Here is a 24,102-nt window from a genome sequence, read left to right on the forward strand (position 1 = left end):
CATTTCTTTTCCCCTACGCGTTGGACACAATACAATCGCTCTCAGGGGGAGACACATGAGCTTCGACGAAAAACTAAAGGACTTGTCAGCGCGAATCGAGAGCCAGCGCCAAATGCTTCTCACCGAAGAAGCAATGAAGACGGCGATCATTCTAAAGATGCTCTCGGCGCTGGAATACGATGTTTTTGATCCAAGTGAGGTCATTCCCGAATTCACGGCGGATGTGGGCATCAAGAAGGGGGAGAAAGTTGATTATGCCATTCGCGTCGGCGGACGGATCTCCATCTTGATTGAGTGCAAGGCTCCGAACGCGCCACTGGACCTGAAACACGCCTCTCAACTTTACCGGTATTTCAGCGTGACCGATGCCAAGTTTGCCGTTCTGACCAACGGTTACGATTGGGAATTTTATACAGATCTCGATGAGCCCAACCGGATGGACAGGCGACCTTTCCTAACCTTTAACCTCACCGACATTGATACGACATCCGCCTCGGAACTCAGCCGTTTCAGAAAATCTGTATACGATGTGGGCGCAATCCTCAGCACAGCGAGGCGTCTGAAATACATTTCAGCATTAAAGACCCGGCTCAAGGATGAGTTTGATAACCCGTCCGATGAGTTCGTCGCTTTCTTCGGCCGCCAGATTTATGATGGCATGTTTACCGCCAATGTCCGCCAAGAGTTCGCGCCTCTGGTGAAGCGCAGTGTCAGCGAGGTAATCCGAGATCGCGTTAATGCGCGCCTCAAGAGTGCCCTGCTTCAAAACACAACAGAAGCACCAGAAGAGGACATTGACCTTGAGGAAAAAAGCGAAATCGAAACCACCGAAGATGAGTGGGATGGTTTCCGCATTGCCGTCGCCATTGCGGCCCGCGTGATTGATCCATCTCGCGTGGTAATCCGTGATCAGAGATCATATTGCGGGGTTCTCGTCGACAACAATAACCGCCGGCCCCTGCTTAGGATGTATTTTAATAGCCCTACCACGCGCTATCTGGGCCTATTCGACGGAGAAGTTGAGGAAAAGGTCGCCGTCAAAGCGCCAGTTGATCTCTATCGGTATGCGGATCGTATTTGCGCCACGGCCGAAAAATACAAATCCGCTACCTGAAGCCCACTACTCCGGCGCTTCCCCGTTCGCGCCGAGCACCTCGCCCGCCAGGTAGAGCGAGCCGCAGATCAGCACGCGGTCGGCTCCGCTCGCGCCGGCGGCGCGCAGGGCGTCTTCAAGGCTCGCGCAGGCAGTCACCTTCAGCCCCGCTTTTGAGGCTGCCTGCGCCAGTTCGGCGGGCGGCGAGGCCTGGTGCCCTGGCGCGTTCGGGCAGGTGAACACGTCCACCCCCAGCGGCGCAAACGGCACGAAAAATCCAGCCGAATCCTTGCTCGCCAGCATCGCCGTCACCAGCGCGGTCTTGCCCCCCAGACCGGAAAGATACGCCGCAATCGCCCGCGCCGCATGCGGATTGTGCCCGCCGTCCAGCCACACCGGCAGCCCGCCGGTCAGCGCCGTCACCGGCCCATCCTTCAGCCGCTGCATCCGCGCGGGCCACACCGCCTTGCGCGCACCCTCAAAGATCGCCGCCTGGCTGATCCGCGTGGAATTCCCGAAAAGCTGCATCGCCATCGCCGCCAGCGCGGCATTGGCCCGCTGGTGGGGCCCGGTGAGCGCTATGTCTTCCGGCATCGCGTCAATAAAATAGGGCTGCAGCCGGTAAAGCGGCGCGCCCACTTCTGCGGCGCGCGCCGCAATCACGGCGCCGGCCACATCCTGCTGGATCGCCGTCAGCGCCGGGCGGCCCGCCTTGATGATCCCCGCTTTCTCCCCCGCGATCCCGGCAAGGTCGGTCCCCAGAAAGGCGGCATGATCATAGTCCACCGGCGTAATCACCGAGAGCGCCGGCGCGCCGATCACATTCGTCGCGTCATACTTCCCGCCCAGCCCCACTTCCAGGATCAGCAGATCTGCCGGCACTTCGGAAAAAGCGAGCAGCGCGGCCGCCGTCGTCGCCTCGAAATGCGTGATCTCTCCGCCCTCGATCGCCGCATAGGTCCGGTCCAGCCAGCCGATCAGCGCCTCATCCTCCACCAGCTTGCCCGCAAGGCGAATGCGTTCATTGAACCGCACCAGATGCGGCGAGGTGAACACATGCACGCTCAGGCCAGCAGCTTCCGCCATCGCGCGCATGAAGGCGCAGGTGGACCCCTTCCCGTTCGTGCCCGCCACATGGATCACCGGCGGCAGGCGGTCCTGCGGACGGCCCAGCCGCTCAAGCGCACGTTCAATGCGCCCGAGCGAAAGCTCGATAACATCTGGATAAAGGCCTTCGAACCGCTTCAGGGCCGCGTCGAGGGCCGGCGAATTGCCGCTCAATCAGCTTTGCCCTTTGCCTCGGGCGGCTTTTCCGCATGCGTGCGCGGCGGCGTCAGCTGCAGGGCCGAGCGGTCATCCCGGCGGCGCGACATCGGCAGCAGATGCCCCAGCACACGCGCTACGGTCGCCTTCAGCTTCCGGCGGTCCACCACGATATCCACCTGGCCCTTTTCCCGAAGGAATTCAGACCGCTGGAAGCCCTTGGGCAGGCTCTCGCGGATCGTCTGCTCGATCACGCGCGGTCCGGAGAAGGCAATCATCGCGCCCGGCTCGGCAATGTGGACGTCGCCCAGCATCGCATAGGAGGCCGACACGCCCCCCGAAGTCGGGTCCGTCAGGATCACCACATAAGGCAGCTTCGCATCGGCCAGGTCATTGATGGCCAGCGTCGTGCGCGGCATCTGCATCAGGCTCAGCGTGCCTTCCTGCATCCGCGCGCCGCCCGAAGCGGTGCACACGACAAAGGCAGACTTGCGTGCCAAGGCGAGCTGCGCGGCGGTAATGAACGCCTCACCGGCCGCCATGCCGAGCGAACCGCCCATGAAGTCGAAATCCTGCACCAGCACGACCGCGGGCACGCCGCCGATCTTGCCATAGGCGGCCACCATGCAGTCTTCCTGCAGCAGCGGGGCTCCGCCCTCTTCGGTTTCCTTCAGGTCTCGATTCTGGACTTTGGCCTTGGCCGCCTTCAGGCGGGCCGGATAAGGCTTGTCATCCTTGAATTTCAGCGGGTCCAGCGGCACGGGCGGCAGCGAAATCGGCTCCCAGCGCTCATCATCAAACAGGATGCGGAAGCGCATGCGCGGCGAGATGCGCAGATGGGCGCCCGCCGGCGTCACATACCAGCTCTGCTCAAGATCGCTGCGATAGATCAGCTCGCCCGATGCGGGACATTTAACCCACAGATCGTCTGGCGTGTCCTTCTTGGACATCATCGTCTTGAGGCCGGGCGGCGTTACCTTGTTGATCCAGTTCATCTGAAGATGTCTCCCGATTTCCCGGCGGTATCAGCCTTTGGCCACGCCTGCGAGCGCTTGGCGCAGTTCTCCGGCAAGCTCGCCCATTGCGGGCGCTGCTGTCTCAAACTTTCCAGTTTCATGCGCATCCTGCGCCTTTTCCACAAAAGCCGAACCAACCACCACCCCGTCGGCGATCTTAGCCATTTCTGCGGCCTGCGCACCATTTTTTACACCGAAGCCGACACAAACCGGCAATCCGGAAACCCGGCGCACCATGGCCACCTTCCCTGCAATCGCTGCAGGATCAGCGCTGCCAGCCCCGGTCACGCCGGTGACGGCCACAAAGTAAATGAAGCCCGAGGCCCCGTCGGCCACCTTCGCGGCGCGGGCCTCATCGGTCGTCGGCGTGGCCAGGCGGATCACAGACAGGCCGAGGCGCCCGTAGATTTCCCGCAGGCCTGCATCCTCTTCCGGCGGCAGGTCCACAATGATCGTGCCATCGATGCCGGCTTCTGCGGCCGCCTTGGCAAAAGCCTCATAGCCCATGGAATGGATGGGGTTCGCATAGCCCATCAGGATCAGCGGGGTCGTCTGATCGTCCTTGCGGAAGCGCGCAGCCAGCGCCAGCACATCGGTCAGCTTCGTGCCGTTCGCCAGCGCGCGCAGACCCGCCCGCTGGATGGCCGGGCCGTCCGCCATCGGATCAGTGAACGGCGCGCCGAGCTCGATGATGTCGGCGCCCTTATCGCGCAGGGCACACAGCGCCTTGAAGCTCTCCTCAAGGCTCGGGTCGCCCGCCATCAGATAGGTGACAAGCGCAGCGCGGTTTTCGCCCTTCGCCCGTGCGAAGGCGGCTTCAATTCTTTCCCGGCCCATGGTCAGCTTTCCGTATTCTCAATCGCCCACGCTTCGTAGGCGGAACTTACATGTGTCAGCGGCATCGCCACGATCGCGGGCACATCATAGGGGTGCAGGCGCTGGACCATGTCGTCGATCTTCGCCCAATTGGCTTCCGGCGCCTTGAACCAGAGGATGAACTCGAACGACTGCTCGATCACGCCCTTCCAGCGATAGGAGGACGTAACCGGCCCCTCCAGGTTCGCGCAGGCCGCCAGGCGCGCCTCAAGCGCGGCGTCAGCAATATCCTCCGCCACACGCCGCGAAGGACAGGTAATCCGGATAAGGAGCAGCTTGCTCATACATCCACCCCCAGCGCCTTCGCCACGGAGAACACATCCTTGTCGCCGCGCCCGCACATGTTGAGGATCAAGAGGCCGTCCTTGCCGAGCTCTTTCGCCACCTCGCCCACGCGCGCAATCGCGTGCGAGGGCTCCAGCGCCGGGATGATGCCTTCCAGCCGCGTGCAGAGCTGGAAGGCATCGAGCGCCTCCTGATCCGTACACGACAGGTATTCGGCCCGGCCCATATCGCGCAGGAAAGCATGCTCCGGCCCGATGCCGGGATAATCAAGGCCCGCAGAGATCGAGTGCGCATCGATGATCTGGCCGTCGTCGGTCTGCAGCAGGTAGGTGCGGTTGCCATGTAGGATGCCCGGCTTGCCGCCATTGAGGGCCGCGGCATGCTCGCCCGTCTCGATGCCATGGCCAGCGGCTTCCACGCCGATAAGGCGCACGCCTTCATCTTCGATGAAAGGATGGAACAGGCCAATGGCGTTGGACCCGCCCCCGATGCACGCCATCACGGCGTCCGGCAGGCGCCCTTCCCGCTCCAGGATTTGCGCGCGCGCTTCCTTGCCGATGATCGACTGGAAATCACGCACCATCTCCGGATAGGGATGCGGGCCTGCCGCCGTGCCGATGCAGTAGAAGGTGTCGTCCACATTCGTCACCCAGTCGCGCAGGGCTTCGTTCATGGCGTCCTTCAGCGTGCCCGTGCCCGAGGAAACCGGCACGATCTGCGCGCCCAGAAGGCGCATGCGGAACACGTTGGGTTTCTGGCGCTCCACATCGGTCTCGCCCATGAACACCACGCAGTCGAGGCCAAAGCGCGCGCAGATGGTTGCCGTGGCCACGCCATGCTGGCCCGCGCCCGTCTCGGCGATGATCCGCTTCTTGCCCATCCGCCGGGCGAGCAGCACCTGCCCCAGGCAGTTATTGATCTTGTGCGCGCCGGTGTGGTTCAGCTCGTCGCGTTTGAAATAGATCTTCGCCCCGCCAAAATGCTCGGTCAGGCGCTCGGCGAAATACAGCGGCGACGGGCGGCCCACATAATGGGTCCACAGGTCGTCCATCTCTGCCTTGAAGGCCGGGTCCTGCTTGGCCGCGCGATATTCACGCTCCAGATCAAGGATCAGCGGCATCAGCGTCTCGGCCACATACCGCCCGCCAAACTCGCCAAACCGGCCATTCGCGTCCGGCCATTGATCCCAGGTATTGCGCAGGTCCATTACTCTATCCTTTGATCCCCGCTGCGCGATGAGCGCGCTCAGGGCTGGTCCGGTCTTCCCTTCGCCGCGCGGATAAACGCGCGGACGAGTTCCCTGTCCTTTAGCCCCCGGATACGTTCAACACCAGAGGACACATCAACGCCCGGCGCGCCGGTCTGCCGAAGGGCTTCAGCAACGTTGTCAGGCGTCAGGCCGCCCGCCAGCAGCCAGGGCTTCGGCGCGCTCCAGCCCTTGAGGATCGACCAGTCGAACGCCTGACCATGGCCCCCGCCAAAAGCGGCCCCGTCTGGGGCCTTGGCGTCCACCAGAAGTCCGTCGATGTCCGGAAACGTCCCGATTTGTCCAAGATCTGACCGCTCGCGCACCCCGAAAGCCTTCCAGATGTCCCGTCCTGTCAGGCTTTTGATTTCTTTTGCCCGCTCTGGCGTTTCCTGCCCGTGCAATTGCAGGACCGGGAAGCCCAGCCTGGCAATCTGCATCACCAGCGCGTCATCGGGGTCAGCCATCAGCGCCACCGGCACCGCTTTGCCCAGCCGCAGCATCAGTGTCGCTGCCGCCTCCGGCGTCACATAACGCGGGCTCTGCGGCACAAAGTTGAACCCGATCCAGTCCGCACCCTCACGGGCCGCGAACGCCACCATATCCGGGTCCCGAAGCCCGCAGATCTTCACCGTCACCATAAGAGCCCGTTACGCCAGCGCGCGCCTCCCGTCCACGGGGCCCGTGCGCCGCCCCGCCTTACTTATGCCCGAGATATGTCAGGGCGCGCTGCTCTTGGTCATCCCGCGGCAAAGCCCTGACATGGCTCACCCCTAGGCCTTTCCCTGCTGGCCTCATCCCCCCGGAGGCCAGATCACATGGCCAAGTTTCCGGCCCAGACTGACAGGAGTTATCCCCATGCTGACACGCCGTCTCAGCGCCCGCCTCGCCGCCAGCGCCCTGGCCGCCCTCATCGCTTTCAGCGCCGTAGCCCATGCCCAGCCCGGCCCTCCCCCCGAAGGGCCCCGTTACATCAAGTCGGAGAAGGTCAATGTCCGCGGTGGCCCCGGCACCGGCAATTCGGTCATCGAAATCCTGCTGCTCGGCGCCGAAGTCCAGATCTACGCCGTCACCGGCGACTAGGCCCCCATTTCCCCGCCCGGCAAGCCGGAGAGATGGGTCTACTCTCCCCTTCTCCAGCCGGAGAAACCCCAGCCGAAGCCCCCGAAAGGCCAGCCCCAGCCGGAAAAGGCCAAGATGGGGCCCGACCAGAAAGATCAGTCCGGCCCCAAGGGCCAATCCAAACCCAAACAGGACGAACCTTCCAAGGACTCCAAGGATCAACCCCTAAAACCGCGCTGATCACCCCTAATACATGGAGGCAGACCGCGTCTGCCTCCCTCTTGCCTGACACAGCTCTCTTTCCAGCACCGGCGTGCAATCGGCGCTCTCATCTGGACCCTGGCCGCAGGGCCGGTTCAGAAGAAGGGCCGCTTCTGCCCCCCCCCCCTCAGACCCGGAAAACATTCCGCAGTCTCGCCACGCGCGCCGCTGCGCCCGTCCGATATGCCTCTGCCTCAATATCCGTATGCGGCTCGGGAAAGGCGTGCTCTGCCCAGAAAACCGCGCGATCGAGAATGTTCTGGTCTGAAGGGCTCTGATGCAGCGCCGCTTCATACGCATCGGCCAGCGCATTGGCGCCATATATGTCGCTGTCGATCTGGCGCACCCTCATCTCCGCCTCGTCAAACCGCAAAGCCAGAATAAGGCGAACGGTCTCCTCCCCCATCTCCGCCAGGCGCTGGCGCATCCCCTCAACAGGATCCGGCAGAACCGTCCTCTGCGAAACTTCCGGCACGCCCGCCCCCGCAAACAACGGCACGCTGGGCGCTGGCCGCTTGCCGATATCCAGCGACAGCATCACCCCCTCAAGAAAAGGCGCATAGTCAGTCCAGAGATCATCGGGTACACTGAGCGTGCCAAACCAGACCTGCCCCTTGCTTTCGAAAGCATAGGCGGTCCGACGCGGCGACCCTTCCATCGCCGCTGAAAGCCCCGGCCACACATACGCCTCCCCCATGGCGCAAACCTGCCGGGGCGGGCCGCCCCCTGCCCGCCCCCGCAGCACTTCAGCAAGATCCGGCGCGCCGTCCAGGGCGATCATCCGGATACGCAGCGTTGCCGGCATCGCCGCCGTCAGGGCCGCCGCGAAGCCTTCGGGTGCCTCGTCATCCGGAAACAGGCCAGGCGGAACTTCCAGGGAAAGCGAACCAAACCGGCGCCGGGGATAGGTCATGGCAGAAATCGGAAAGCCAGATAGGCAGCGGCCAGCGCCAGCGGGCCAACCAGCATGAACACCACCGGCCCTGCCCCCTCCTCCAGGATCAGGAACGCCTTGTCCGGATGCCGGTCATCGACATAAGCGAGCACTTTTGCCCCAACCAGATAGGGCGCAATCACTGCGGCCGCTTCAGCCTGTGAAGCATAGCTCGTTCCGATGATGTTCGGACGCAGCATGTCACTTTCATAAGTTGTTCCGTTCACGACATAGCGGAAGCGGACATTCGGGAACCAGCTGATGGTGGACGTGCTCCGTGTCAGGCTGCGATCTCTATCCTTGGACTCCGAGCGGGTCACATCCGACCGGATGATCTCCACCTGAATCGGGCGCGCATTCGCCGCAATCCGCTTCTGGCTGAAATACTGGGTGACGCCGACATAGACCAGCATCGCCCCCAGCCCGCCAAACATCAGCACAAATATCCAGCGCATGACCGTCCCCACATGGCTTGGAACCTAGCTGCCGCATTCCGGATACATTGAAAAGAGGCGGATGACCTCAACCTGGGATTGGCCTGCCGGATCACGAGCCAGATTGCTGACCCCTGCGGCCTGCGATAGGCTTGGCCATGATCTTTGCTTTTCTCTGTGTTCTGCTCGCCCATTCGGCTCCTGAGCCGCCGCTGGTGGTTGCCTCCTACAGCTATCCCGCATTCGACCGCAGCGTGGCACTGGCGCCGATGGCCGATGTTGTCGGCCATGCGGCCGGACGCCCCGTGAAGATTGTGCTGTTTGATACCCCGGACGCCCTTTCAGACGCGGTCTGCGCCGGGCAGGTGGATGTGGCGATGACCAATCTCGGAGCCTGGGTAACGATGCGCGACTGCGCCGGTGTGAACGCGATTGCCGTACTCGATACGCCGCCAACCGTGCTTGATCGCTATCGGGGTGTGCTTCTGACGCGGGCCGATACGGGTATTTCGGGTCTCGCCGACCTCTCAGCGCGGACGGAAACCCTGCGCTACAGTGAAGTGCTGCCCGGCTCGACATCAGGCGCGCTGGTTCAGGCCGCCCAGTTGCGCGAACTTGGCGTGACACCTGCCCACTTCGCGGCGCGGCTTCATGCCGGCACGCACGACAAATCCCTTGAGTATCTGCTTGCCGGCGAGGCCGATATCGCCGCGTTGGCCGAGAACCCCTGGCGAAGCCTGCAGGAAAGTGACCCCGCCCGCGCTGAAACACTGCGTCTTCTGTGGCGATCCGACCCGCTGCCCCCTGGCCCGGTCATTTGCCGTGAAAGGGAGGCAGTCCCCTGCGCCGCTATTGGCAACGCATTGCTCGACGCCGCCGCAGCAGCAACGGCTGAGGCGCTCGCCCAGGGTTGGATGGAGACGGAAGGCGCTGAGCGGTTTCGGCCTTATGACGAAGCGGTCTACGCGCCGTTCACGTCCCACTAATTAAGTGGCACCCGGCCCAGCTACCCACTCACTGATATCAGCCGGCAAATGGCTGGCGGAGAGACAGGGATTCGAACCCTGGAGACGTTGCCGTCTACACACTTTCCAGGCGTGCGCCTTCGACCACTCGGCCACCTCTCCATTCCGGCCCGTAAGCTGGAAGCGAGCCAGATAACGGATGACCCGCCGCCCCGCAAGCGTGTGATTGCCAGAAAACGCATCAATCCCCATATCCGGGGCCAGAGAAGGAACCCGGCCCATGTTCTTCATGAAGAAAAACCTCGACCTGCCGACTGCCGAAACTGCCCTGAAGGGCCGCGCGGCCGCCATTCCCACGGCAGAGACGCATTTCGTGTTCGGCCGCCCGCTGACGGCTGCGCCGCCCGAAGGCTTTGAAACGGCCATCTTCGGGCTGGGCTGCTTTTGGGGCGCCGAGCGCATCTTCTGGAAAACCCCCGGCGTCTGGCTGACCCGCGTGGGCTATGCGGGCGGCATCACGCCCAACCCCACCTATGAAGAAGTCTGCTCCGGCCGCACCGGGCATACCGAGATCGTGGAAGTGCAGTTCGACCCCAAGGAGGTCAGCTTTGCCGCCCTCGTCAAACTCTTCCTGGAAAGCCACGACCCCACTCAGGGCATGCGCCAGGGCAATGACATCGGCACGCAATACCGCTCGGCCATCTACGTTCTGTCCCCCGAGCAGGAGGCGACCGCCAGGGAGATGATCGCCGACTACGAAAAGGCGCTCGCCGCCGCCGGCCACCGGGAAAAGGTCACCAGCGAGATCAAACCGCTCGATACGGTCTATCTGGCCGAGGACTATCACCAGCAATATCTGGCGAAGAACCCCAACGGTTATTGCGGCATTGGCGGCACCGGCGTCAGCTGTCCCCTGCCCCAGAGGGCCTGACCCTGCGCCTTTGAAGCTTCAGATCAGGAACCGAAGTTCAGCGAGAAACGCTTGCGCGACTCGATCATCGACTGGGCCTTGAACAGGGCGTCAGACGCTGACTGGGCGCGCAGGATCATGGGGTCTGCCCGCAGGCCCTCAACCGCCTGAGACAGCTGGGCGATCGCTTCGCGCACGATGTTCTGGTCGAACTGCTTCTCGGCCCGCACGATCAGGGCGCGGCCCAGCTCCAGCCGCGCCTGGATCACCCGGCCGGTATCAGCCGTCTCGCTGGCCGCTTCCAGATGCTTGCGGCGCATGACGATCACCTTGTCGAGGGCCGTCACATCACCCAGCTCCTCGGCCACGCGCACGCCAGAGGCGCAGAAATCTGCCTCGATCTCGGCCCGCAGCGTGGCTGAAATCGGCGGCTCGCCAGCAAGCAGGCTGTCCAGGTCATTCGCAAGCTGGCGGATCTTCTCGGCCCGGAAGGCCTGCGGATCACTCAGCGCAGGTTGCAATTGCTTGGCAATCAGATAGGCGGCCGCGCGGGCGAGATCATCGTCGCGAACCTTGCGGGCGCCCGGCAGGGCAATGGTAAAGAGGCGCGCTTCTGCCGGAGAGAGACCGCCGCCACGGCTGAGGCCATGCAGTTCCAGCCCCCGCTCGCCATTCCCGGCGCGGCTGGCCCAGAGGAACATGTCAGCGTCCGCGGTGGCCATACGCTTGCGGGCGCGGGCAACCGACCGGCTTTCAAGGCCGCCCTTGATCGGGCCCATCGCCACCAGGCTGAACGGCGCCCCAAAACTGAAAGTGGGCAGATATTGCGACAGGGCCGCCTGCAACCATTTGCCGGCAGGGCGGTCCTTGACGGGCGGGGCGATCAGGATGCGGAAACCCGGCGTCTTGCTGAGGCGGGCGGCGCGGGCCTTGCCTTCATTCGAGAGCGTATTGATGGCGCGGTTTGCCAGCCGCAATACCCAGGCCAGCACCAGCAAGGCAGTCACCACAGCCATGGCCGCGCCAAACAGCATTAACCAGTCGGCGCCCGGCACATGCGTCATGAGCCAGGTTTCTGCAGATTTCGCCCACGCTGAGATCGACATCAGAGTTTACCTCATCTGGTTCAAGGCGATACGTTTCCTGCCAGTTTCTTGCAACAGGGAAACACCGCTACAAGCCGCCGATGCCCGACTATATCACGCGATTTGCCCCCTCGCCCACTGGCCGCCTTCATCTTGGGCATGCCGTGTCGGCTTTCAATGTCTGGGCTGCTGCAGCCGAGGCAGGCGGCAGGGTTTACCTGAGAATTGAGGACATCGACCAAACCCGCTGCCGGCCCGAATATGAAGCCGGCATTGTGGAAGACCTCTGCTGGCTGGGTCTTTCCTGGGAAGGGCTGGTGCGGCGGCAGTCGGATCATTTTTCCGACTACCGTGCCGCTCTGGACACACTTCAGGCTCGCGGCCTCATCTATCGCTGTTTCCGCACCCGGCGCGAAATTGCCGCCAGCCTGCCCGCCGGGGCGGACCCGGACGAGGCGGGCTTTGTCAGCCGCCCGCTGTCGCCGTTTGATGAAGCCGAACGCCTCTCCCATAACGCGGCCTTCGCCTGGCGCCTGTCTCTGGAAGCGGCGCGGTCTGCCCTCGGCGCGCGCTGGGAGACCCTCTCTTACCAGGAACAGACCGCCGGAGGCGTGAGGCGCGTGCCTGCCGACCCGTCGCGTTTCGGAGATGTCGTGCTCGCCCGCAAGGATACTCCCGCCAGCTACCACCTCGCCTGCTGCCATGATGACGCCTTGCAGAGCATCAGCCATGTTGTCCGGGGGGAAGATCTGCGCGCGGTAACCGCCATTCACGCCATGTTGCAGGCGCTGATGGGCTGGCCCCAGCCGGTCTACCGCTTCCACCCGCTGCTTCTGGGCGCAGACGGAAAGAAGCTTTCCAAGCGCAATGCTGATAAAAGTCTGGCCGAGTACCGCGCCGAGGGGATGACGCCGGAAGATATTCGGGCCATGACAGCGCCCGCATGACACAAACTCCCCTGGCCGCCGCGCCCCCTTCCGGTTCCCTGCCCCCCGCGCGCAGCTGGCTTGGCCCGCTTATGGTGCTTGGCGGAGGCGTTGCCATCGGCTTTGCGCCCATCGGCCTGCGCATCGGGATTCAGGAGTTCGGCAACGAACTTGGCCCTCAGGCCATCGCCATGTGGCGCTATATCTTTGCCACGCCCATCCTGTTCGGCCTGGTGCTGCTGATCCACCGCCGCCTGCCCCGGCCACCCAACAAGTTCATCATCCTGGCGGGCACCTTCTTCGCCATCGACATCGCCCTTTGGCACTGGGCCCTGACGATGACGAGCGTTTCCAACGCCACCTTCATCGTCAATCTGGGCAATATCGGCGTCGGCGTGGTCGCCTGGCTGTTCCTGAAGGAGCGCCCGGGCATGCACTGGTTCTTTGCTGCCAGCCTTGCCATCGCCGGAGCCGCCGCCCTGTCCCTTGGCGGCAAGGCGCTACACACCGGCGGCCTCAAGGGCGATCTCTTTGCGCTCGGCGCAGCCTGTTTCGTCGCAGGCTACATGATGTTCTCCAAGCTTGGCCGCCGCAATCTCAGCGGCATCGAAGCCATCTTCTGGCTCAGCGTCGTGGAATCGGTGGTTGCTTTCATCATCGTGAACCTGGCGGGCGAACGCGTTCTGCCGGTGACCGCAAATGGCTTCATCGTGCCGCTGGTCCTCGCCCTCGTCGCGCATGTCATGGGTCAGGGCCTGATCGTGTCCGGGCTCGGCTGGACCAACACGGCCGTCGCCGGCATCCTCGTTCTGGCCCAGCCCGTGGTCGCCGCAGCGATCGCATGGAAGCTGTTTGATGAGCCGCTGACCGCTCTGCAGGCGGCAGGCGCTGCCACGATCCTGGTCGCTGTCTGGCTGGCGCAGCGCGAAAGAACGCCGCGCCCGGCATAACATCTCGCAACTGTCACATGATTGGGCTAAGCGCGGGGAATGTGATCATCGCCTGAAGGAGCCGCTCATGCGCCTCGCCGTTGTTGCCCTTGTCTCCACGCTTGCTCTGGCTGCCGCCTGCGCCGCTGCGGTCGCCACCAGCACCGCGCCCTCCACCCGCGCCTCTTCCGGAAACAAGCCGATCCTGCCCATCCAGGCCGATGACGGCTACTACAAATCCGCCGCCACCACCGTCGACACCCGCATCGCCGAACGCGGCCTCAAACCGGCCAGGAATGTGATCCTTTTCATTGGCGATGGCATGGGCATCTCCACCATCACGGCTGCGCGCATCTATGCCGGCCAGTCTGCTGGCGTGGATGGAGAAAGCTTCCACCTCGCGATGGAGACCCTGCCCTGGTCAGCGCTCTCCAAGACCTACAGCCACGACTATCAGGTGTCGGACTCGGCAGCGACCGCCACCGCGATGAGCTCCGGCCTGAAAACCAAGTCCGGTTTCCTGGGCGTTTCCAGCGCCGCCAATTTCGGCAATTGCGCCAGCGTGCCGGGCACGGAAGCCGATACGCTGTTCGAGATCGCCCAGCGCTCAGGCCTGGCCACCGGCGTTATCTCTACCGCCCGCATCACCCATGCCACGCCGGGCTCTACCTATGCCAAGGTGCCCCATCGCAACTGGGAAGCCGACAGCGACATGCGCGGGGCCTCTTCCGACACCTGCAAGGACATTGCCCGCCAGTTGATCGAAGGCGCCGCCAGCGACTTTGACGTGATCCTCGGCGGCGGCCGCTCGAAATTCCTGCCGAAGGAAACGCCGGACCCGGAATATGCCGACCAGACCGGCGACCGCGCCGATGGCCGCAATCTTATGGAAGAATGGGCCGCCAAAGGCGGCGCGCGCGTGACAATGGTTGACCGCGCCGGCTTTGACGCGGCGGACTTCACCTCCGATGTGAAAGTGCTTGGCCTGTTCGAGCCCTCCCACATGCAATACGAACTCGACCGCGAGCAGGACAAGGCCGGCGAACCTTCGCTGGAAGAAATGACCCGCGCCGCCATCACCCGCCTTTCTCAGAACCCGGACGGTTTCGTGATGATGGTGGAAGGCGGCCGCATCGACCATGCCCACCATGCTGGCAATGCCATCCGCGCGCTGGAAGATACCCTCGCCTTTGATGCGGCCATCTCCGCCGCGCTGGAAATGACCAGCCGCGAAGACACGCTGATCATCGTCACCGCCGACCATTCCCACACCCTGACGATCAACGGTTATCCCCAGCGCGGCAATCCGATCCTCGGGCTCGTCACCGCAGGCACATCGGCCGAAGGCGGATCGCTCGGCGCAGACGGGATGCCCTACACCACCCTCTCCTACGCCAACGGCCCCGGCGCCTGCCGCGAAACCGGCACCGATGCCGAGGGCAAGCCGGTCTATGACTGCAAGCGCTATGACCTCACCAATGTCGACACGATGGCCGCTGACTTCCGCCAGCAATCCCTCGTGCCCCTCTATTCGGAAACCCATGGCGGGGAAGACGTTGCCGCCTTTGCCTCCGGCCCCGGCGCAAATCTTGTCTCGGGCGTGATCGAGCAGAACGAACTCTTCCACATCATGGGCCGCGCCATCGGCCTGATCCCGGCGCCGGCAGACGAATAAGCCCCGCCCCTCAACGGCCAGCGGGGCGCAGAGCGCCGCTGGCCAGGACGGGCACCAGATAGGCGACGGCCAGCGCCGTATTCGGCACGATGTTGAGCGCAAAACCGGTTGCCACTGACAAGGCGCCGTCGATCACATACCAGACGGCCAGCGCGAGGGTCAGGCCGCGCCAGGCCGGCGCGCCCGCTGCGTGGATCGCGGGCAGCAGCAGCAGGATCGTCAGCCCCCAGCCGAGGGTGACCGCCCCCATCAGGGCGACGGAAAAGCGCATGCCGGGCGCGTCAAGGTTCAGCGCGCCGGGGGCTAGCCCGCCCAGAAGGTTGTAGAGAAAGGTCACGGCGCCATCGGTTGCGGGCAAGCCGCCGCCGGCCAGCACCGCGCCAAAGAGGATCACCCCGCCGCACCAGGCTACCATCCAGCTTTTCCATGCTCCGTTCATTGTCTGCTCCCTGACGACATTTTTGATGGCGCCAGATTGCGACGGCGAGCGTAGCCGCCGCAATTACCTCGCAGGTCATGGACGCCGTTTCCGGGCAGTGGCATCACAGGCCGATGCCGGACCGCGCCCCAACACCCCTGCCCGATGCTGCAAGCTTTGCCGGCCAGCTGCGCCGCTTCCGCGCCGCTCGGCGGCTCAGCCAGCTCGACCTTGCGCTGGCATGTGACATCTCTGCCCGGCACCTTTCCTTCCTGGAAACCGGCCGCGCCAATCCCAGCCGGGAGATGGTACTGCAGCTGGCCGAAGGCCTGCTCCTGCCGCTGAGCGCGCAGAACGCCCTGCTTCAGGCCGCCGGCTATGCCGCCATATATCCCGCCTCCCCGCTCACCTCCGAAGCGCTTGGCCCGTTCCGGCAGATCCTCTCCGAAATGATGGCCCGGCACGCGCCCTGGCCCTCGCTGCTCTGCGACCGGCACTGGAATGTGCTGGCGGCAAGCCCGGTGGCCACCGCGCTGCTAGCCGGGCTTCGAGCCGGGGGAAGCGCGGATGAAACCAATCTCATCCACCTGCTCACCAGTGACGCTGCCGCCAGCGGCGTGATCGTCAACCTGGCCGAAATGATCGCCGAGATGCAAAGCCGCATTCAGCTTGAAGCGCTCGAAGCGGCAGATGACCCGGTGCTCGCCGGGCTCGCCGCGCGCCTTCAGGCAGCGGCGCTCCGCCATCCCCTGTCTCATAGCCTGCCCCGGCGCAGCCCTATCGTCCCGCTTACCCTCGCTTCGCCCTCCGGCGCGCTGCGCTTCCTCTCCACCATTGCCCATTTCGGCACCAGCGAAGACGTCACCATTCGCGACCTGCGGCTGGAGCTGCTCTTCCCCGCCGATGACGCCACCCGCATCGCTGTAACCGCGCTGGCCGCAAGCCTTTCCGGCTGATCCCCTCCCCTCGCGTCACTCTGGCCAAAACGCCTGCCTTGCGCGACACTTGCCGCAAACAAGAAGACCGGGAGGAAACCAGACCATGAAAGCCGCCGTGATGCGGGCGCCGAAAGCGCCGTTGTCGATTGAAGACGTGACGATCTCCAAGCCGGGACCGCGCGAAGTGCTGGTCCGCCTGAAGGCCATCGGCGTTTGCCACTCCGACGTTCACTTCTGGGACGGCGCCTTCCCCGCTGAGCTGCCCGTGATCCTCGGCCATGAAAGCGCCGGCGTGGTCGAGCAGGTCGGCTCGATGGTCACAGCCGTCAAACCGGGCGACCATGTGATCTCGATCCTCTCGCCTTTCTGCGGCACCTGCGAGTATTGCCTCACCGGCCATATGTCCGTCTGCCACACGGTGAACCGTGAGCTGTTCCAGCGCAGCGTCACCGAACATCCGCGCCTCTCCATCGGCAAGGAAAAGGTCGGCCAGTTCCTGAACCTCTCCTCCTTCGCCGAACAGATCCTGGTGCATGAGAACACCCTGTGCGCCATCGACAAGGACATGCCGATGGACCGCGCCTGCCTGATCGGCTGCGGCGTCATCACCGGGGTGGGCTCGGTCTTCCATTCGGCCCAGGTGGAGCCCGGCTCCACGGTTGCCGTGATCGGTTGCGGCGGGGTTGGCCTCGCCGCCATCAACGGCGCCGCCATTGCCGGGGCCAGCCGCATCATCGCGGTCGACCTGTCGGACCAGAAACTCCAGCTCGCCACCCGCTTCGGGGCAACGGATGTCGTCAATCCGTCCAAGGTCAATGCCATTGAGGCGGTGAAGGAGCTGACCAAGGGCGGCGTCCACTATTCCTTCGAATGCGTCGGCGCCAAGCAGACCGCCGAGATGGCCTACCACATGCTCCGCCCGCGGGGCGTCGCCACCGTCATCGGCATGATCCAGCCCGGCGTGAACATCGAGATCCCCGGCATCGAGCTTCTCGTCACCGAGAAACGCATTCAGGGCGCCGTGATGGGGTCCAACCGTTTCCGGGTGGACTTCCCGCGCCTCATCGACCTCTACAAGCAGGGCAAGCTCCACCTCGATGACCTGATCTCCGACCGCATCGGCCTTGAGGGCATCACCGGGGCGATGCAGAACCTTCTGGACAACAAGGGTTCGGTCGCGCGGCAGGTGGTTGTCCTGAACTGATCCGTACACTCATGGCGCCGCCGCTCCCGCCAACCCGGCCGGCGAGCGGCGGCGCATTTTGACCGGCAATTGAGCACCGGAAAGCTTTTGCACGTCCCCAGATTGCTGCGCTGCCCGTCCGCCGCTACACAGAACGCTCCCCATCAACACGGAGCGCCGTATGGCCACCCTTTCGCCTGCAAAACCAAAACGTTCCTTCGTTCAGCGTTTGCTCCGGCGTGTCATCTACAAGAATTACGGGCGGAACCTGCTTTACCAGCTCCAGCTTCGCGCGCTGAACGAAGCGGCAGACTACGTCCAGGCCAACATGCCCGAAGCGATGATCTTCGAGAGCCATGCTGCCTATATCGGCTTCCTCGTTGACAAGTCACCGACCGAGGGCCTGATGATGGAGTTCGGTGTCGCGGGCGGCAATTCCATCCGTCAGATCGCAGGCCGAACCCAGAAAATGGTCCATGGCTTCGACAGTTTCGAAGGCCTGCCGGAAGACTGGTCCGGCCATCTGGAACGCCGCGGCGCGTTCACCCAGAAGCAGCGGCTGCCGCAGGTGCCGGCGAATGTGAAGCTGCATGTCGGCTGGTTTGATGCCACCCTGCCCGGCTTCTTGTCCTCTAATTCGGAACCCATCAGCCTGCTGCATATCGATTGCGATCTCTACGGCGGCACCAAATACATTCTGGACACGGCCGGAGACCGGCTGAAGCCTGGCTCCATCGTGATGTTTGACGAATATTTCAACTATCCGAGCTGGCGACACCACGAATACAAGGCCTGGCAGGAATTCGTCAGCAGCCGGAACGTGAAGTATACTTACATCGCCTTCACCGCGATGGATGGCTGCGTGGCTGTCCGGATCGACTCTATCGGCTAAAGGTCTTTGCCGACAGCATCGGCAATGGCGGAGAACCCATCCTCCGCCAGGCAATGGGACAGCTCCCGCGCGACGCGGGCCGCAATGCCGGGGCCATCATATACCATCAGGGAATAGAGCTGCACCGCCGAGGCGCCCGCGCGGATCTTGGCATAGGCATCGCGGCCCGTGGCAATACCGCCCGCGCCGATCAGGTCGAACCTGCCTTCAAGCGCGCGGGCAAACTGCCGGAGCACGTCCGTAGACGGCTGAAACAGGGGCGCGCCGGAAAGGCCGCCCGCTTCGGACTTGTCTTCACTGCGCAGGCTCGGCGGCCGCGCCAGGGTAGTGTTGGAGATGATGAGGCCGGATAGCCAGCCCCCTTCAGCGTGCAGCACGCTGCAGATATCGGCGATTGCTTCTGCGTCCAGATCCGGCGCCACCTTCAGGAAAGCCGGCAGTTCCTTCCGGTCCGCCGCGCCACATCGCGTCAATAGCTGGGTCAGAGAAGCCCGGTCCTGCAGGCCGCGCAGGCCCGGCGTGTTGGGTGAGGAGATGTTGATGGTGATATAGTCGGCATGCGGCGCAACCGCCTCGATGCCGGTCACATAGTCGCCAATCCGGTCGTCACTGTCCTTGTTGGCGCCGACATTGGCGCCAATCGGCACGGCATGGGAATATTTCTGCAGCCTGCGGACGAAATAATCGAGACCGAAATTGTTGAACCCCATCCGATTGATCACGGCGCGGTCTTCACTGAGGCGGAAAAGCCGCGGCTTCGGATTTCCCGGTTGGGGCTTTGGGGTGACCGTTCCGCATTCGACAAAGCCGAAGCCAAACTTCGCCATCGCCTCTGGAACTTCGCAATTCTTGTCAAAGCCTGCCGCCAGCCCGACCGGCGAGCAGAGCCGCAGGCCCGACTTCGGCAACTCCACCCGCGTGGAGACCGGCAGCTGGGGCGCATGCAGCGGAACGCCTGCGCCATAAGTCAGCATCCGGAGGGTCAGCGTGTGCGCCGTTTCCGGCGGCAACATGCGGGCGATGCGGGCACCGGCTGATGCAATCATTCAGATGTCCTCCGGCAGAAGCAGCGCGCCGTCTGGGCCAGGCGCAAGCCACCAGGCCGCCTGCGCGCGCGCAATTTCGAGGGGTGCATAGAGATGCGGAAAGAGATCACCGCCCCGGCTCGGTTCCCAGCGCAGCGGCGCAAGCGCCGCGCTTTCAAACTCCAGCAGCTTGACACGTCCCTTCCCTGAAAAATGCCGCGCTGCCGTTTCCGGCAGCTGCGCGCGCGTGGAAAGATGCACATAGCCATCGGCAATATCAATCGCGCTGACGGTATGGCCGGCCGCTTTGGCGGCACGCCACTCTTCTTCCGTCAGCAATTTATAGACCGGGACATTCTGCATGATGTCTGCTTTTGCAGGCTTTCCGCCGGCAGGCAACCGCCCCGTCAGGCGCCCTGTCCAACAGAGGGATCAGCTGTGCGGGCCAGCATCCAGTGCCCGTCCGCGCCCCGGCAGGCAGAGAAGCGGCCGCGCTCCTGACCCGGAATGACATACGCCACATCCCGGCACATGACCGAGACATTCACCACCGGCTGTTCGGCATAACCGCGCGTTACAGGCGCAGCGTCATCGGCCGAGTAACCAATCGTGCGCAGGTTTGCGGCGCCAGCTTCCACCAGCTGGGTACGCTCAAATGTGATCTCGATCTGGCGCCCATCCGGCGCTGCCATCTGATGGGCGGCGCCATCCGGGCTGACGGCGACAAGGCGCACAAATTCTGTCTGAAGGCCGGACATGGCGTCGACACTGATCGTCTCTCCGGTTGTCAGCGCCACACGTTCGGCGACGAACACGTCTGCGCCGCGCCGCGCGTCTGCAGGGCCGGCAATGAACGGGCGGACTTCCGGGGCGCGCGCTGTAAGGATTGCAGGCGCCAGACGGGTGACGGGGGCTGGTTCCGGCGTCGCCAAAGGCTGGATGCTGGCACGATCGGGTTTCAGCGAAGCCGGCCGGGGCGGCGTCACCGGTTTGACAACGGCCGGCGCAGGCGGCGCAACAACTGCGGCAGCCAGCGTGATGGCCGACTCTTCGGCTTTGCGCGCCGCGAGTCTCTGGGCTTCGATATCTGCCAGACGCTGGGCTTCCAGATCCGCCAGGCGGCGGGCCTCGGCAGCATCCGCCGCCCGTTTGGCGTCCAGCGCCGCCAGACGGCGCGCTTCCTCTTCGGCCGCGCGTCTTGCTGCCAGATCGGCAAGGCGCTGTTGTTCGGCCTGGGCGGCGGCGCGCTGCGCCTCCAGCTCGGCCAGGCGCTTGGCTTCCGCTTCAGCGGCCACCCGGCGGGATTCGATTTCGGCAAGGCGCTTTGCCTCGGCAGCGGCGGCGCGTTCGGCCTCCAGCTCAGCGACGCGGCGCTGCTCGGCAAGCGCAGCAGCGGCCCGCTCAGCCTCCAGCTTTGCCAGACGGTCCGCCTCAGCCCTGGCGGCAGCATCTGCCTCTGCCTGGGCGGCCAGACGGGCGGCTTCCTCATTTGCGATCCGCTCGGCCTCTTCGCGCGCCAGGCGCTGGCGCTCTGCATCGATGGCAGCGTCCCGGGCGGCCAGCGCGTCGGCCTCAGCCTGAGCCGCCGCCGCCAGGCGGCCGGCTTCGGCATCCGCAATCGCGGCAGAGGCAAGGCGCTGGGCTTCTTCCTGCTGGCGGCGGGCGGCGTCGCGCTCGGCGGCTTCAAACGCATCGACACGTGTTTTCAGATAATCGGCAACGCCGCGATAGTCGAACCAGGGCTGGGGCTCTGCGCCAAGCGGGGTGGCCGCTTCCTGCACCGCAACGGCAGAGACGGAGGCGGGCGACATGGCCGGGCCTGTATCAGCCGCAGACCGGCGGGCGGCGTCATCGCCCTCTTCCGGCGCGGCGCCAGGCTTGCCCTTCAGCGAATGGTCGATCGCCAGCAGCGACAGGCCCGCCAGGCCAAGCACGGCGAGACCGGCAAAGGCGAGCTGCGAATATTCGCTCAGCCAGCCGAGGCGGGTGGCGCGCTCTTCCTTTTTATCTGTATCGGTGGCGGGCTCTGCTGCCTCTTCGGCCGGCGGCACGATGACCAGCGGGGGGCGGCGGATTTCCTGGCGCGGAGGCGCGGGCTCAGGCCGCGCAGGCGGGGCCCAGGCTTCCGGGCGGCCCGCAGGCGGAACGCGGCGCGGTTCAGGCCGGGTCTGCGCGACTGGGGCGGTCACCACGACAGGGCGCGGGCGGCGCGGCGCGATGGCGGCCAGTTCAGCCGTTTCGCCATCCTTGGGCTCATACCCCGCCAGGATCGCCAGCGTGGATTGCGGCCGGCGGCCATCGCGCGCGCGCAGGCGGGCACGGAAAGGCGCGTCGGCAGCCTCGGTCGGTTTCAGCGGCTCCTGCAGCATCAGCCCATTCTCCTGAGCGCAAAAGGTTAACAAGCGCCCTATCCAGCGTTTACTATAACCAACCTATGCGGCGGAAACCATAAAATTCCCTGTAAGCCGCCGCCTTGTCAGGGCGGGTGCGGGACTTTAAGGCAACAGTTTCCCGTTTGCGCCCCAGAAAGACGACGTAAATCCCATGTCCAAAGCTGCTTCTGCCCCGAAAAAGGTTGTTCTTGCCTATTCCGGCGGCCTCGACACCTCGATCATCCTGAAATGGCTGCAGGTTGAATTCGGCTGCGAGGTTGTCACCTTCACCGCCGACCTCGGCCAGGGCGAGGAGTTGGAGCCGGCGCGCAAGAAGGCGCTGGCCGCAGGCGTGAAGCCCGAGAACATCTTCATCGAAGATGTGCGCGAAGAGTTCGTCCGCGATTTCGTCTTCCCGATGTTCCGGGCGAACGCCGTTTATGAGGGCGTCTATCTGCTCGGCACCTCGATTGCCCGGCCGCTGATCGCCAAGCGCCAGATCGAGATTGCCGACATGGTCGGCGCCGACGCCGTTTGTCATGGCGCCACCGGCAAGGGGAATGACCAGGTCCGCTTTGAGCTGGGCTATTATGGCCTGAACCCCGACATCAAGGTGATCGCGCCCTGGCGCGACTGGGCGTTCAAGAGCCGGACCGACCTTCTGAAGTTCGCCGAGGAACACGGCATCGAAATCGCCAAGGACAAGCGCGGCGACGCGCCTTTCTCGGTCGATGCGAACCTGCTCCACTCCTCCTCCGAGGGCAAGGTTCTGGAAAACCCGGCCGAGCCGGCGCCGGAATTCGTCCATATGCGGACGATCAGCCCGGAAGAGGCGCCCGACCAGGCCGAAGTGATCACCATCGGCTTTGAAAAGGGCGATGCTGTTTCGATCAATGGCGAGGCGCTTTCGCCGGCAACGCTGCTCACAAAACTCAACGAATACGGCAAGAAGCACGGCATTGGCCGGCTGGACCTTCTGGAGAACCGTTTCGTCGGCATGAAATCGCGCGGCATTTACGAGACGCCGGGCGGCACGATCCTGCTGGTGGCCCACCGCGGCGTTGAGCAGGCAACGCTCGACCGCGGCGCCGCGCACCTGAAAGACGAGCTGATGCCGCGCTATGCCGAGCTCATCTATAACGGCTTCTGGTGGAGCCCGGAGCGCGAGATGCTGCAGGCCGCCATCGACCATTCACAGCGCTTTGTGACCGGCGAAGTGACGATCAAGCTCTATAAGGGCAACGCCTATCTGATCGGCCGCTCGTCCCCCTACAGTCTGTACTCGGAGAAAATCGTGACCTTCGAGGACGATCACGGCGCCTATGACCAGAAAGACGCCGCCGGCTTCATCAAGCTGAACGCCCTGCGCCTGCGCCTTCTGGCTGGCCGGGACCGGAAGTTCGGGAAGAACTGATCGCGGTTCTCTCCCCTGCCCGCTCGTTCCTTCGTCACCCTCGATGCGCGTGAGCGCATCTGAGGGCCCATCTCCCGGCCTCTCCATTCGCGCCCGCTTCACCGGCCGGAGCTGGGCCCTCAGATGGCCTTTGGCCATCGAGGGTGACGTGACGGAGAGCGCTGGAATCGCAAAAAGCGCAGCGCCTTTATCCTCCCCAGCTTGAGCGGGGGAGGTGCTGAGCGTCAGCGAAGCGGAGGGGTAATCCTCCCAGAAATTAATCGACTTGAAAACTGGACTTCTCCGGCGTTGATTATCGACGGAGACGAGAATGAAGAAATCGAGATTTACCGAGCCCCAGATCCTTGCGATCCTGAAACAGGGCGAGAGCGGCGTGCCTGTGCCTGATCTCTGCCGCGAGCATGGGATCAGCAACGCAACCTATTACAACTGGCGCAGCAAGTATGGCGGCATGGACGCCTCGCTGATGTCTGAGATGAAAGCGATGGCGGATGAGAACCGCCGGCTCAAGAAGATGTATGCCGAACTGGCGATGCAGAACGAGCTGCTGAAAGATGCTCTCGGAAAAAAGTAACTCGGCCATCTCAAAGACGAGAGATGGCCAGAGAGGCTGTTCGGAAGAAGGGGGTGCCTGTGGCGCTGGCGTGCCGCACCTTTGGCATCAGCGAGACCTGCTATCGGTATGAAGCGAAGCTGTCGAATGAGAATGCCGAAATCGCGGACTGGCTGGTCAGGCTCGCGGCCTCGGATACGACCCGGCGCTGGGGCTTTGGTCTGTGCTACCTGTTTCTGCGCAATGTGAAGGGCTTCCCGTGGAACCATAAGCGCGTTCGCCGCATCTATTNGCGAACTGGAGCTGAACCTGCGGATCAAGCCGAAGAAGCGGCTAGTTCGGGAAGT

24 protein-coding genes, 1 tRNA gene and 1 pseudogene are annotated in these 24,102 nt (G+C 64.0%); 12 read left to right on the top strand and 14 right to left on the bottom strand.

Going from position 1 to position 24,102, the window contains the following annotated elements:
• Positions 1–55 precede the first annotated feature (55 nt).
• A complete protein-coding gene (locus BBF93_RS19225) occupies positions 56–1,114 on the top strand; it encodes a type I restriction endonuclease (protein ID WP_114106925.1) in 1,059 nt (352 codons plus the stop codon).
• Positions 1,115–1,120: 6 nt separating this feature from the next.
• On the opposite strand, the gene BBF93_RS19230 is transcribed toward BBF93_RS19225, so the two are convergent.
• The 6 genes from BBF93_RS19230 to BBF93_RS19255 are packed head-to-tail and all read right to left on the bottom strand — an operon-like array spanning position 1,121 to position 6,420.
• Positions 1,121–2,374, bottom strand: coding sequence for a folylpolyglutamate synthase/dihydrofolate synthase family protein (locus BBF93_RS19230; protein WP_114106926.1), 1,254 nt, complete (start codon positions 2,372–2,374; stop codon positions 1,121–1,123).
• Complete coding sequence (locus BBF93_RS19235; protein WP_114106927.1) at positions 2,371–3,351, bottom strand: acetyl-CoA carboxylase carboxyltransferase subunit beta; 981 nt, start codon at positions 3,349–3,351, stop codon at positions 2,371–2,373. Before BBF93_RS19235 ends, BBF93_RS19230 begins: the two co-directional genes overlap by 4 nt.
• 30 nt (positions 3,352–3,381) lie before the next feature.
• On the bottom strand, positions 3,382–4,209 hold the full coding sequence (trpA, locus tag BBF93_RS19240) for a tryptophan synthase subunit alpha (protein WP_114106928.1): 828 nt from the start codon (positions 4,207–4,209) through the stop codon (positions 3,382–3,384).
• Between the two features lie 2 nt (positions 4,210–4,211).
• Positions 4,212–4,532 carry a divalent-cation tolerance protein CutA gene (cutA, locus tag BBF93_RS19245; protein WP_114106929.1) on the bottom strand — a complete coding sequence of 107 codons (321 nt, stop codon included), beginning with the start codon at positions 4,530–4,532 and terminating at the stop codon, positions 4,212–4,214.
• Entirely contained in the window at positions 4,529–5,740 is a 1,212-nt protein-coding gene (gene trpB, locus BBF93_RS19250; RefSeq protein WP_114106930.1) for a tryptophan synthase subunit beta, read from the bottom strand. Before trpB ends, cutA begins: the two co-directional genes overlap by 4 nt.
• A gap of 38 nt (positions 5,741–5,778) precedes the next feature.
• Entirely contained in the window at positions 5,779–6,420 is a 642-nt protein-coding gene (locus BBF93_RS19255; protein ID WP_035600956.1) for a phosphoribosylanthranilate isomerase, read from the bottom strand.
• A gap of 217 nt (positions 6,421–6,637) precedes the next feature.
• On the opposite strand from BBF93_RS19255, the gene BBF93_RS19260 reads away from it, so the two are divergent.
• Positions 6,638–6,862, top strand: coding sequence for a hypothetical protein (locus BBF93_RS19260; protein ID WP_114106931.1), 225 nt, complete (start codon positions 6,638–6,640; stop codon positions 6,860–6,862).
• A 367-nt stretch (positions 6,863–7,229) separates the two neighbouring features.
• On the opposite strand, the gene BBF93_RS19265 is transcribed toward BBF93_RS19260, so the two are convergent.
• Complete coding sequence (locus tag BBF93_RS19265) at positions 7,230–8,015, bottom strand: hypothetical protein (RefSeq protein WP_114106932.1); 786 nt, start codon at positions 8,013–8,015, stop codon at positions 7,230–7,232.
• Entirely contained in the window at positions 8,012–8,491 is a 480-nt protein-coding gene (locus tag BBF93_RS19270) for a DUF3592 domain-containing protein (protein WP_114106933.1), read from the bottom strand. The genes BBF93_RS19265 and BBF93_RS19270 overlap by 4 nt, the downstream gene beginning before the upstream one ends.
• Positions 8,492–8,628: 137 nt before the next feature.
• On the opposite strand from BBF93_RS19270, the gene BBF93_RS19275 reads away from it, so the two are divergent.
• Entirely contained in the window at positions 8,629–9,456 is an 828-nt protein-coding gene (locus BBF93_RS19275) for a phosphate/phosphite/phosphonate ABC transporter substrate-binding protein (protein ID WP_114106934.1), read from the top strand.
• Positions 9,457–9,509: 53 nt separating this feature from the next.
• Here BBF93_RS19275 and BBF93_RS19280 read toward each other — a convergent pair.
• Positions 9,510–9,597 (bottom strand) — tRNA-Ser (locus BBF93_RS19280).
• Between the two features lie 118 nt (positions 9,598–9,715).
• Here BBF93_RS19280 and msrA point away from each other — a divergent pair.
• The gene (gene msrA / locus BBF93_RS19285) at positions 9,716–10,366 is read left to right on the top strand and encodes a peptide-methionine (S)-S-oxide reductase MsrA (protein ID WP_114106935.1); all 651 of its coding nucleotides are present in this window, start codon (positions 9,716–9,718) and stop codon (positions 10,364–10,366) included.
• A gap of 23 nt (positions 10,367–10,389) precedes the next feature.
• Here the strand turns inward: msrA and BBF93_RS19290 are convergent, their stop codons facing one another.
• Complete coding sequence (locus tag BBF93_RS19290; protein ID WP_114106936.1) at positions 10,390–11,451, bottom strand: hypothetical protein; 1,062 nt, start codon at positions 11,449–11,451, stop codon at positions 10,390–10,392.
• A gap of 80 nt (positions 11,452–11,531) precedes the next feature.
• On the opposite strand from BBF93_RS19290, the gene gluQRS reads away from it, so the two are divergent.
• The 3 genes from gluQRS to BBF93_RS19305 all read left to right on the top strand — a co-directional run bounded on the left by gluQRS (position 11,532) and on the right by BBF93_RS19305 (position 14,960).
• Positions 11,532–12,377 (top strand): tRNA glutamyl-Q(34) synthetase GluQRS, encoded by an 846-nt coding sequence (gluQRS, locus tag BBF93_RS19295; protein WP_035597527.1) that lies wholly within the window; start codon positions 11,532–11,534, stop codon positions 12,375–12,377.
• Positions 12,374–13,306 carry a DMT family transporter gene (locus tag BBF93_RS19300; protein WP_035597524.1) on the top strand — a complete coding sequence of 311 codons (933 nt, stop codon included), beginning with the start codon at positions 12,374–12,376 and terminating at the stop codon, positions 13,304–13,306. Before gluQRS ends, BBF93_RS19300 begins: the two co-directional genes overlap by 4 nt.
• A gap of 67 nt (positions 13,307–13,373) precedes the next feature.
• Positions 13,374–14,960, top strand: a complete 1,587-nt coding sequence (locus BBF93_RS19305; protein WP_114106937.1) for an alkaline phosphatase — start codon at positions 13,374–13,376, stop codon at positions 14,958–14,960.
• 10 nt (positions 14,961–14,970) lie between these two features.
• Here BBF93_RS19305 and BBF93_RS19310 read toward each other — a convergent pair whose 3' ends face one another.
• Entirely contained in the window at positions 14,971–15,399 is a 429-nt protein-coding gene (locus BBF93_RS19310; RefSeq protein ID WP_162786643.1) for a hypothetical protein, read from the bottom strand.
• 113 nt (positions 15,400–15,512) lie between these two features.
• Here BBF93_RS19310 and BBF93_RS19315 point away from each other — a divergent pair, with 113 nt between their 5' ends.
• The 3 genes from BBF93_RS19315 (at position 15,513) to BBF93_RS19325 (ending at position 18,391) form a co-directional block, all read left to right on the top strand.
• Complete coding sequence (locus BBF93_RS19315) at positions 15,513–16,334, top strand: helix-turn-helix domain-containing protein (RefSeq protein ID WP_114106939.1); 822 nt, start codon at positions 15,513–15,515, stop codon at positions 16,332–16,334.
• 85 nt (positions 16,335–16,419) lie between these two features.
• Positions 16,420–17,520 (top strand): Zn-dependent alcohol dehydrogenase, encoded by a 1,101-nt coding sequence (locus tag BBF93_RS19320; protein ID WP_035597512.1) that lies wholly within the window; start codon positions 16,420–16,422, stop codon positions 17,518–17,520.
• A gap of 160 nt (positions 17,521–17,680) precedes the next feature.
• Entirely contained in the window at positions 17,681–18,391 is a 711-nt protein-coding gene (locus BBF93_RS19325; RefSeq protein ID WP_114106940.1) for a class I SAM-dependent methyltransferase, read from the top strand.
• On the opposite strand, the gene BBF93_RS19330 is transcribed toward BBF93_RS19325, so the two are convergent.
• From BBF93_RS19330 to BBF93_RS19340, 3 genes are read right to left on the bottom strand one after another with little or no spacing between them, the layout of a single operon-like run.
• Complete coding sequence (locus BBF93_RS19330) at positions 18,388–19,437, bottom strand: quinone-dependent dihydroorotate dehydrogenase (RefSeq protein WP_114106941.1); 1,050 nt, start codon at positions 19,435–19,437, stop codon at positions 18,388–18,390. The two genes, BBF93_RS19325 and BBF93_RS19330, sit on opposite strands and share 4 nt — an antisense overlap.
• Positions 19,438–19,779: a DUF952 domain-containing protein gene (locus BBF93_RS19335; protein ID WP_114106942.1), complete on the bottom strand. Its 342-nt coding sequence runs from the start codon at positions 19,777–19,779 to the stop codon at positions 19,438–19,440.
• Between the two features lie 44 nt (positions 19,780–19,823).
• Complete coding sequence (locus BBF93_RS19340; protein ID WP_114106943.1) at positions 19,824–21,785, bottom strand: hypothetical protein; 1,962 nt, start codon at positions 21,783–21,785, stop codon at positions 19,824–19,826.
• Between the two features lie 175 nt (positions 21,786–21,960).
• Here BBF93_RS19340 and BBF93_RS19345 point away from each other — a divergent pair, with 175 nt between their 5' ends.
• Complete coding sequence (locus BBF93_RS19345; RefSeq protein ID WP_035597502.1) at positions 21,961–23,202, top strand: argininosuccinate synthase; 1,242 nt, start codon at positions 21,961–21,963, stop codon at positions 23,200–23,202.
• Positions 23,203–23,512: 310 nt separating this feature from the next.
• A pseudogene (locus tag BBF93_RS19350) lies at positions 23,513–24,046 on the top strand (transposase); the annotation flags it as partial.
• Between the last annotated feature and the right edge of the window lie 56 nt (positions 24,047–24,102).

The organism is Hyphomonas sp. CACIAM 19H1 (assembly GCF_003325995.1).
GTDB lineage: Bacteria > Pseudomonadota > Alphaproteobacteria > Caulobacterales > Hyphomonadaceae > Hyphomonas > Hyphomonas polymorpha.

Bases quoted from the DNA above. Each gene is read 5' to 3' on its own strand.
- BBF93_RS19235 (WP_114106927.1), bottom strand. From the start codon at position 3,351: ATGAACTGGATCAACAAGGTAACGCCGCCCGGCCTCAAGACGATGATG.
- BBF93_RS19340 (WP_114106943.1), bottom strand. From the start codon at position 21,785: ATGCTGCAGGAGCCGCTGAAACCGACCGAGGCTGCCGACGCGCCTTTC.
- BBF93_RS19330 (WP_114106941.1), bottom strand. From the start codon at position 19,437: ATGATTGCATCAGCCGGTGCCCGCATCGCCCGCATGTTGCCGCCGGAA.
- BBF93_RS19320 (WP_035597512.1), top strand. From the start codon at position 16,420: ATGAAAGCCGCCGTGATGCGGGCGCCGAAAGCGCCGTTGTCGATTGAA.
- BBF93_RS19290 (WP_114106936.1), bottom strand. From the start codon at position 11,451: ATGTCGATCTCAGCGTGGGCGAAATCTGCAGAAACCTGGCTCATGACG.
- BBF93_RS19270 (WP_114106933.1), bottom strand. From the start codon at position 8,491: ATGCGCTGGATATTTGTGCTGATGTTTGGCGGGCTGGGGGCGATGCTG.
- cutA (WP_114106929.1), bottom strand. From the start codon at position 4,532: ATGAGCAAGCTGCTCCTTATCCGGATTACCTGTCCTTCGCGGCGTGTG.
- BBF93_RS19315 (WP_114106939.1), top strand. From the start codon at position 15,513: ATGCCGGACCGCGCCCCAACACCCCTGCCCGATGCTGCAAGCTTTGCC.
- BBF93_RS19310 (WP_162786643.1), bottom strand. From the start codon at position 15,399: ATGAACGGAGCATGGAAAAGCTGGATGGTAGCCTGGTGCGGCGGGGTG.
- BBF93_RS19255 (WP_035600956.1), bottom strand. From the start codon at position 6,420: ATGGTGACGGTGAAGATCTGCGGGCTTCGGGACCCGGATATGGTGGCG.
- BBF93_RS19225 (WP_114106925.1), top strand. From the start codon at position 56: ATGAGCTTCGACGAAAAACTAAAGGACTTGTCAGCGCGAATCGAGAGC.
- BBF93_RS19275 (WP_114106934.1), top strand. From the start codon at position 8,629: ATGATCTTTGCTTTTCTCTGTGTTCTGCTCGCCCATTCGGCTCCTGAG.
- BBF93_RS19325 (WP_114106940.1), top strand. From the start codon at position 17,681: ATGGCCACCCTTTCGCCTGCAAAACCAAAACGTTCCTTCGTTCAGCGT.
- BBF93_RS19305 (WP_114106937.1), top strand. From the start codon at position 13,374: ATGCGCCTCGCCGTTGTTGCCCTTGTCTCCACGCTTGCTCTGGCTGCC.
- trpA (WP_114106928.1), bottom strand. From the start codon at position 4,209: ATGGGCCGGGAAAGAATTGAAGCCGCCTTCGCACGGGCGAAGGGCGAA.
- BBF93_RS19265 (WP_114106932.1), bottom strand. From the start codon at position 8,015: ATGACCTATCCCCGGCGCCGGTTTGGTTCGCTTTCCCTGGAAGTTCCG.
- gluQRS (WP_035597527.1), top strand. From the start codon at position 11,532: ATGCCCGACTATATCACGCGATTTGCCCCCTCGCCCACTGGCCGCCTT.
- BBF93_RS19345 (WP_035597502.1), top strand. From the start codon at position 21,961: ATGTCCAAAGCTGCTTCTGCCCCGAAAAAGGTTGTTCTTGCCTATTCC.
- BBF93_RS19300 (WP_035597524.1), top strand. From the start codon at position 12,374: ATGACACAAACTCCCCTGGCCGCCGCGCCCCCTTCCGGTTCCCTGCCC.
- BBF93_RS19335 (WP_114106942.1), bottom strand. From the start codon at position 19,779: ATGCAGAATGTCCCGGTCTATAAATTGCTGACGGAAGAAGAGTGGCGT.
- trpB (WP_114106930.1), bottom strand. From the start codon at position 5,740: ATGGACCTGCGCAATACCTGGGATCAATGGCCGGACGCGAATGGCCGG.
- msrA (WP_114106935.1), top strand. From the start codon at position 9,716: ATGTTCTTCATGAAGAAAAACCTCGACCTGCCGACTGCCGAAACTGCC.
- BBF93_RS19260 (WP_114106931.1), top strand. From the start codon at position 6,638: ATGCTGACACGCCGTCTCAGCGCCCGCCTCGCCGCCAGCGCCCTGGCC.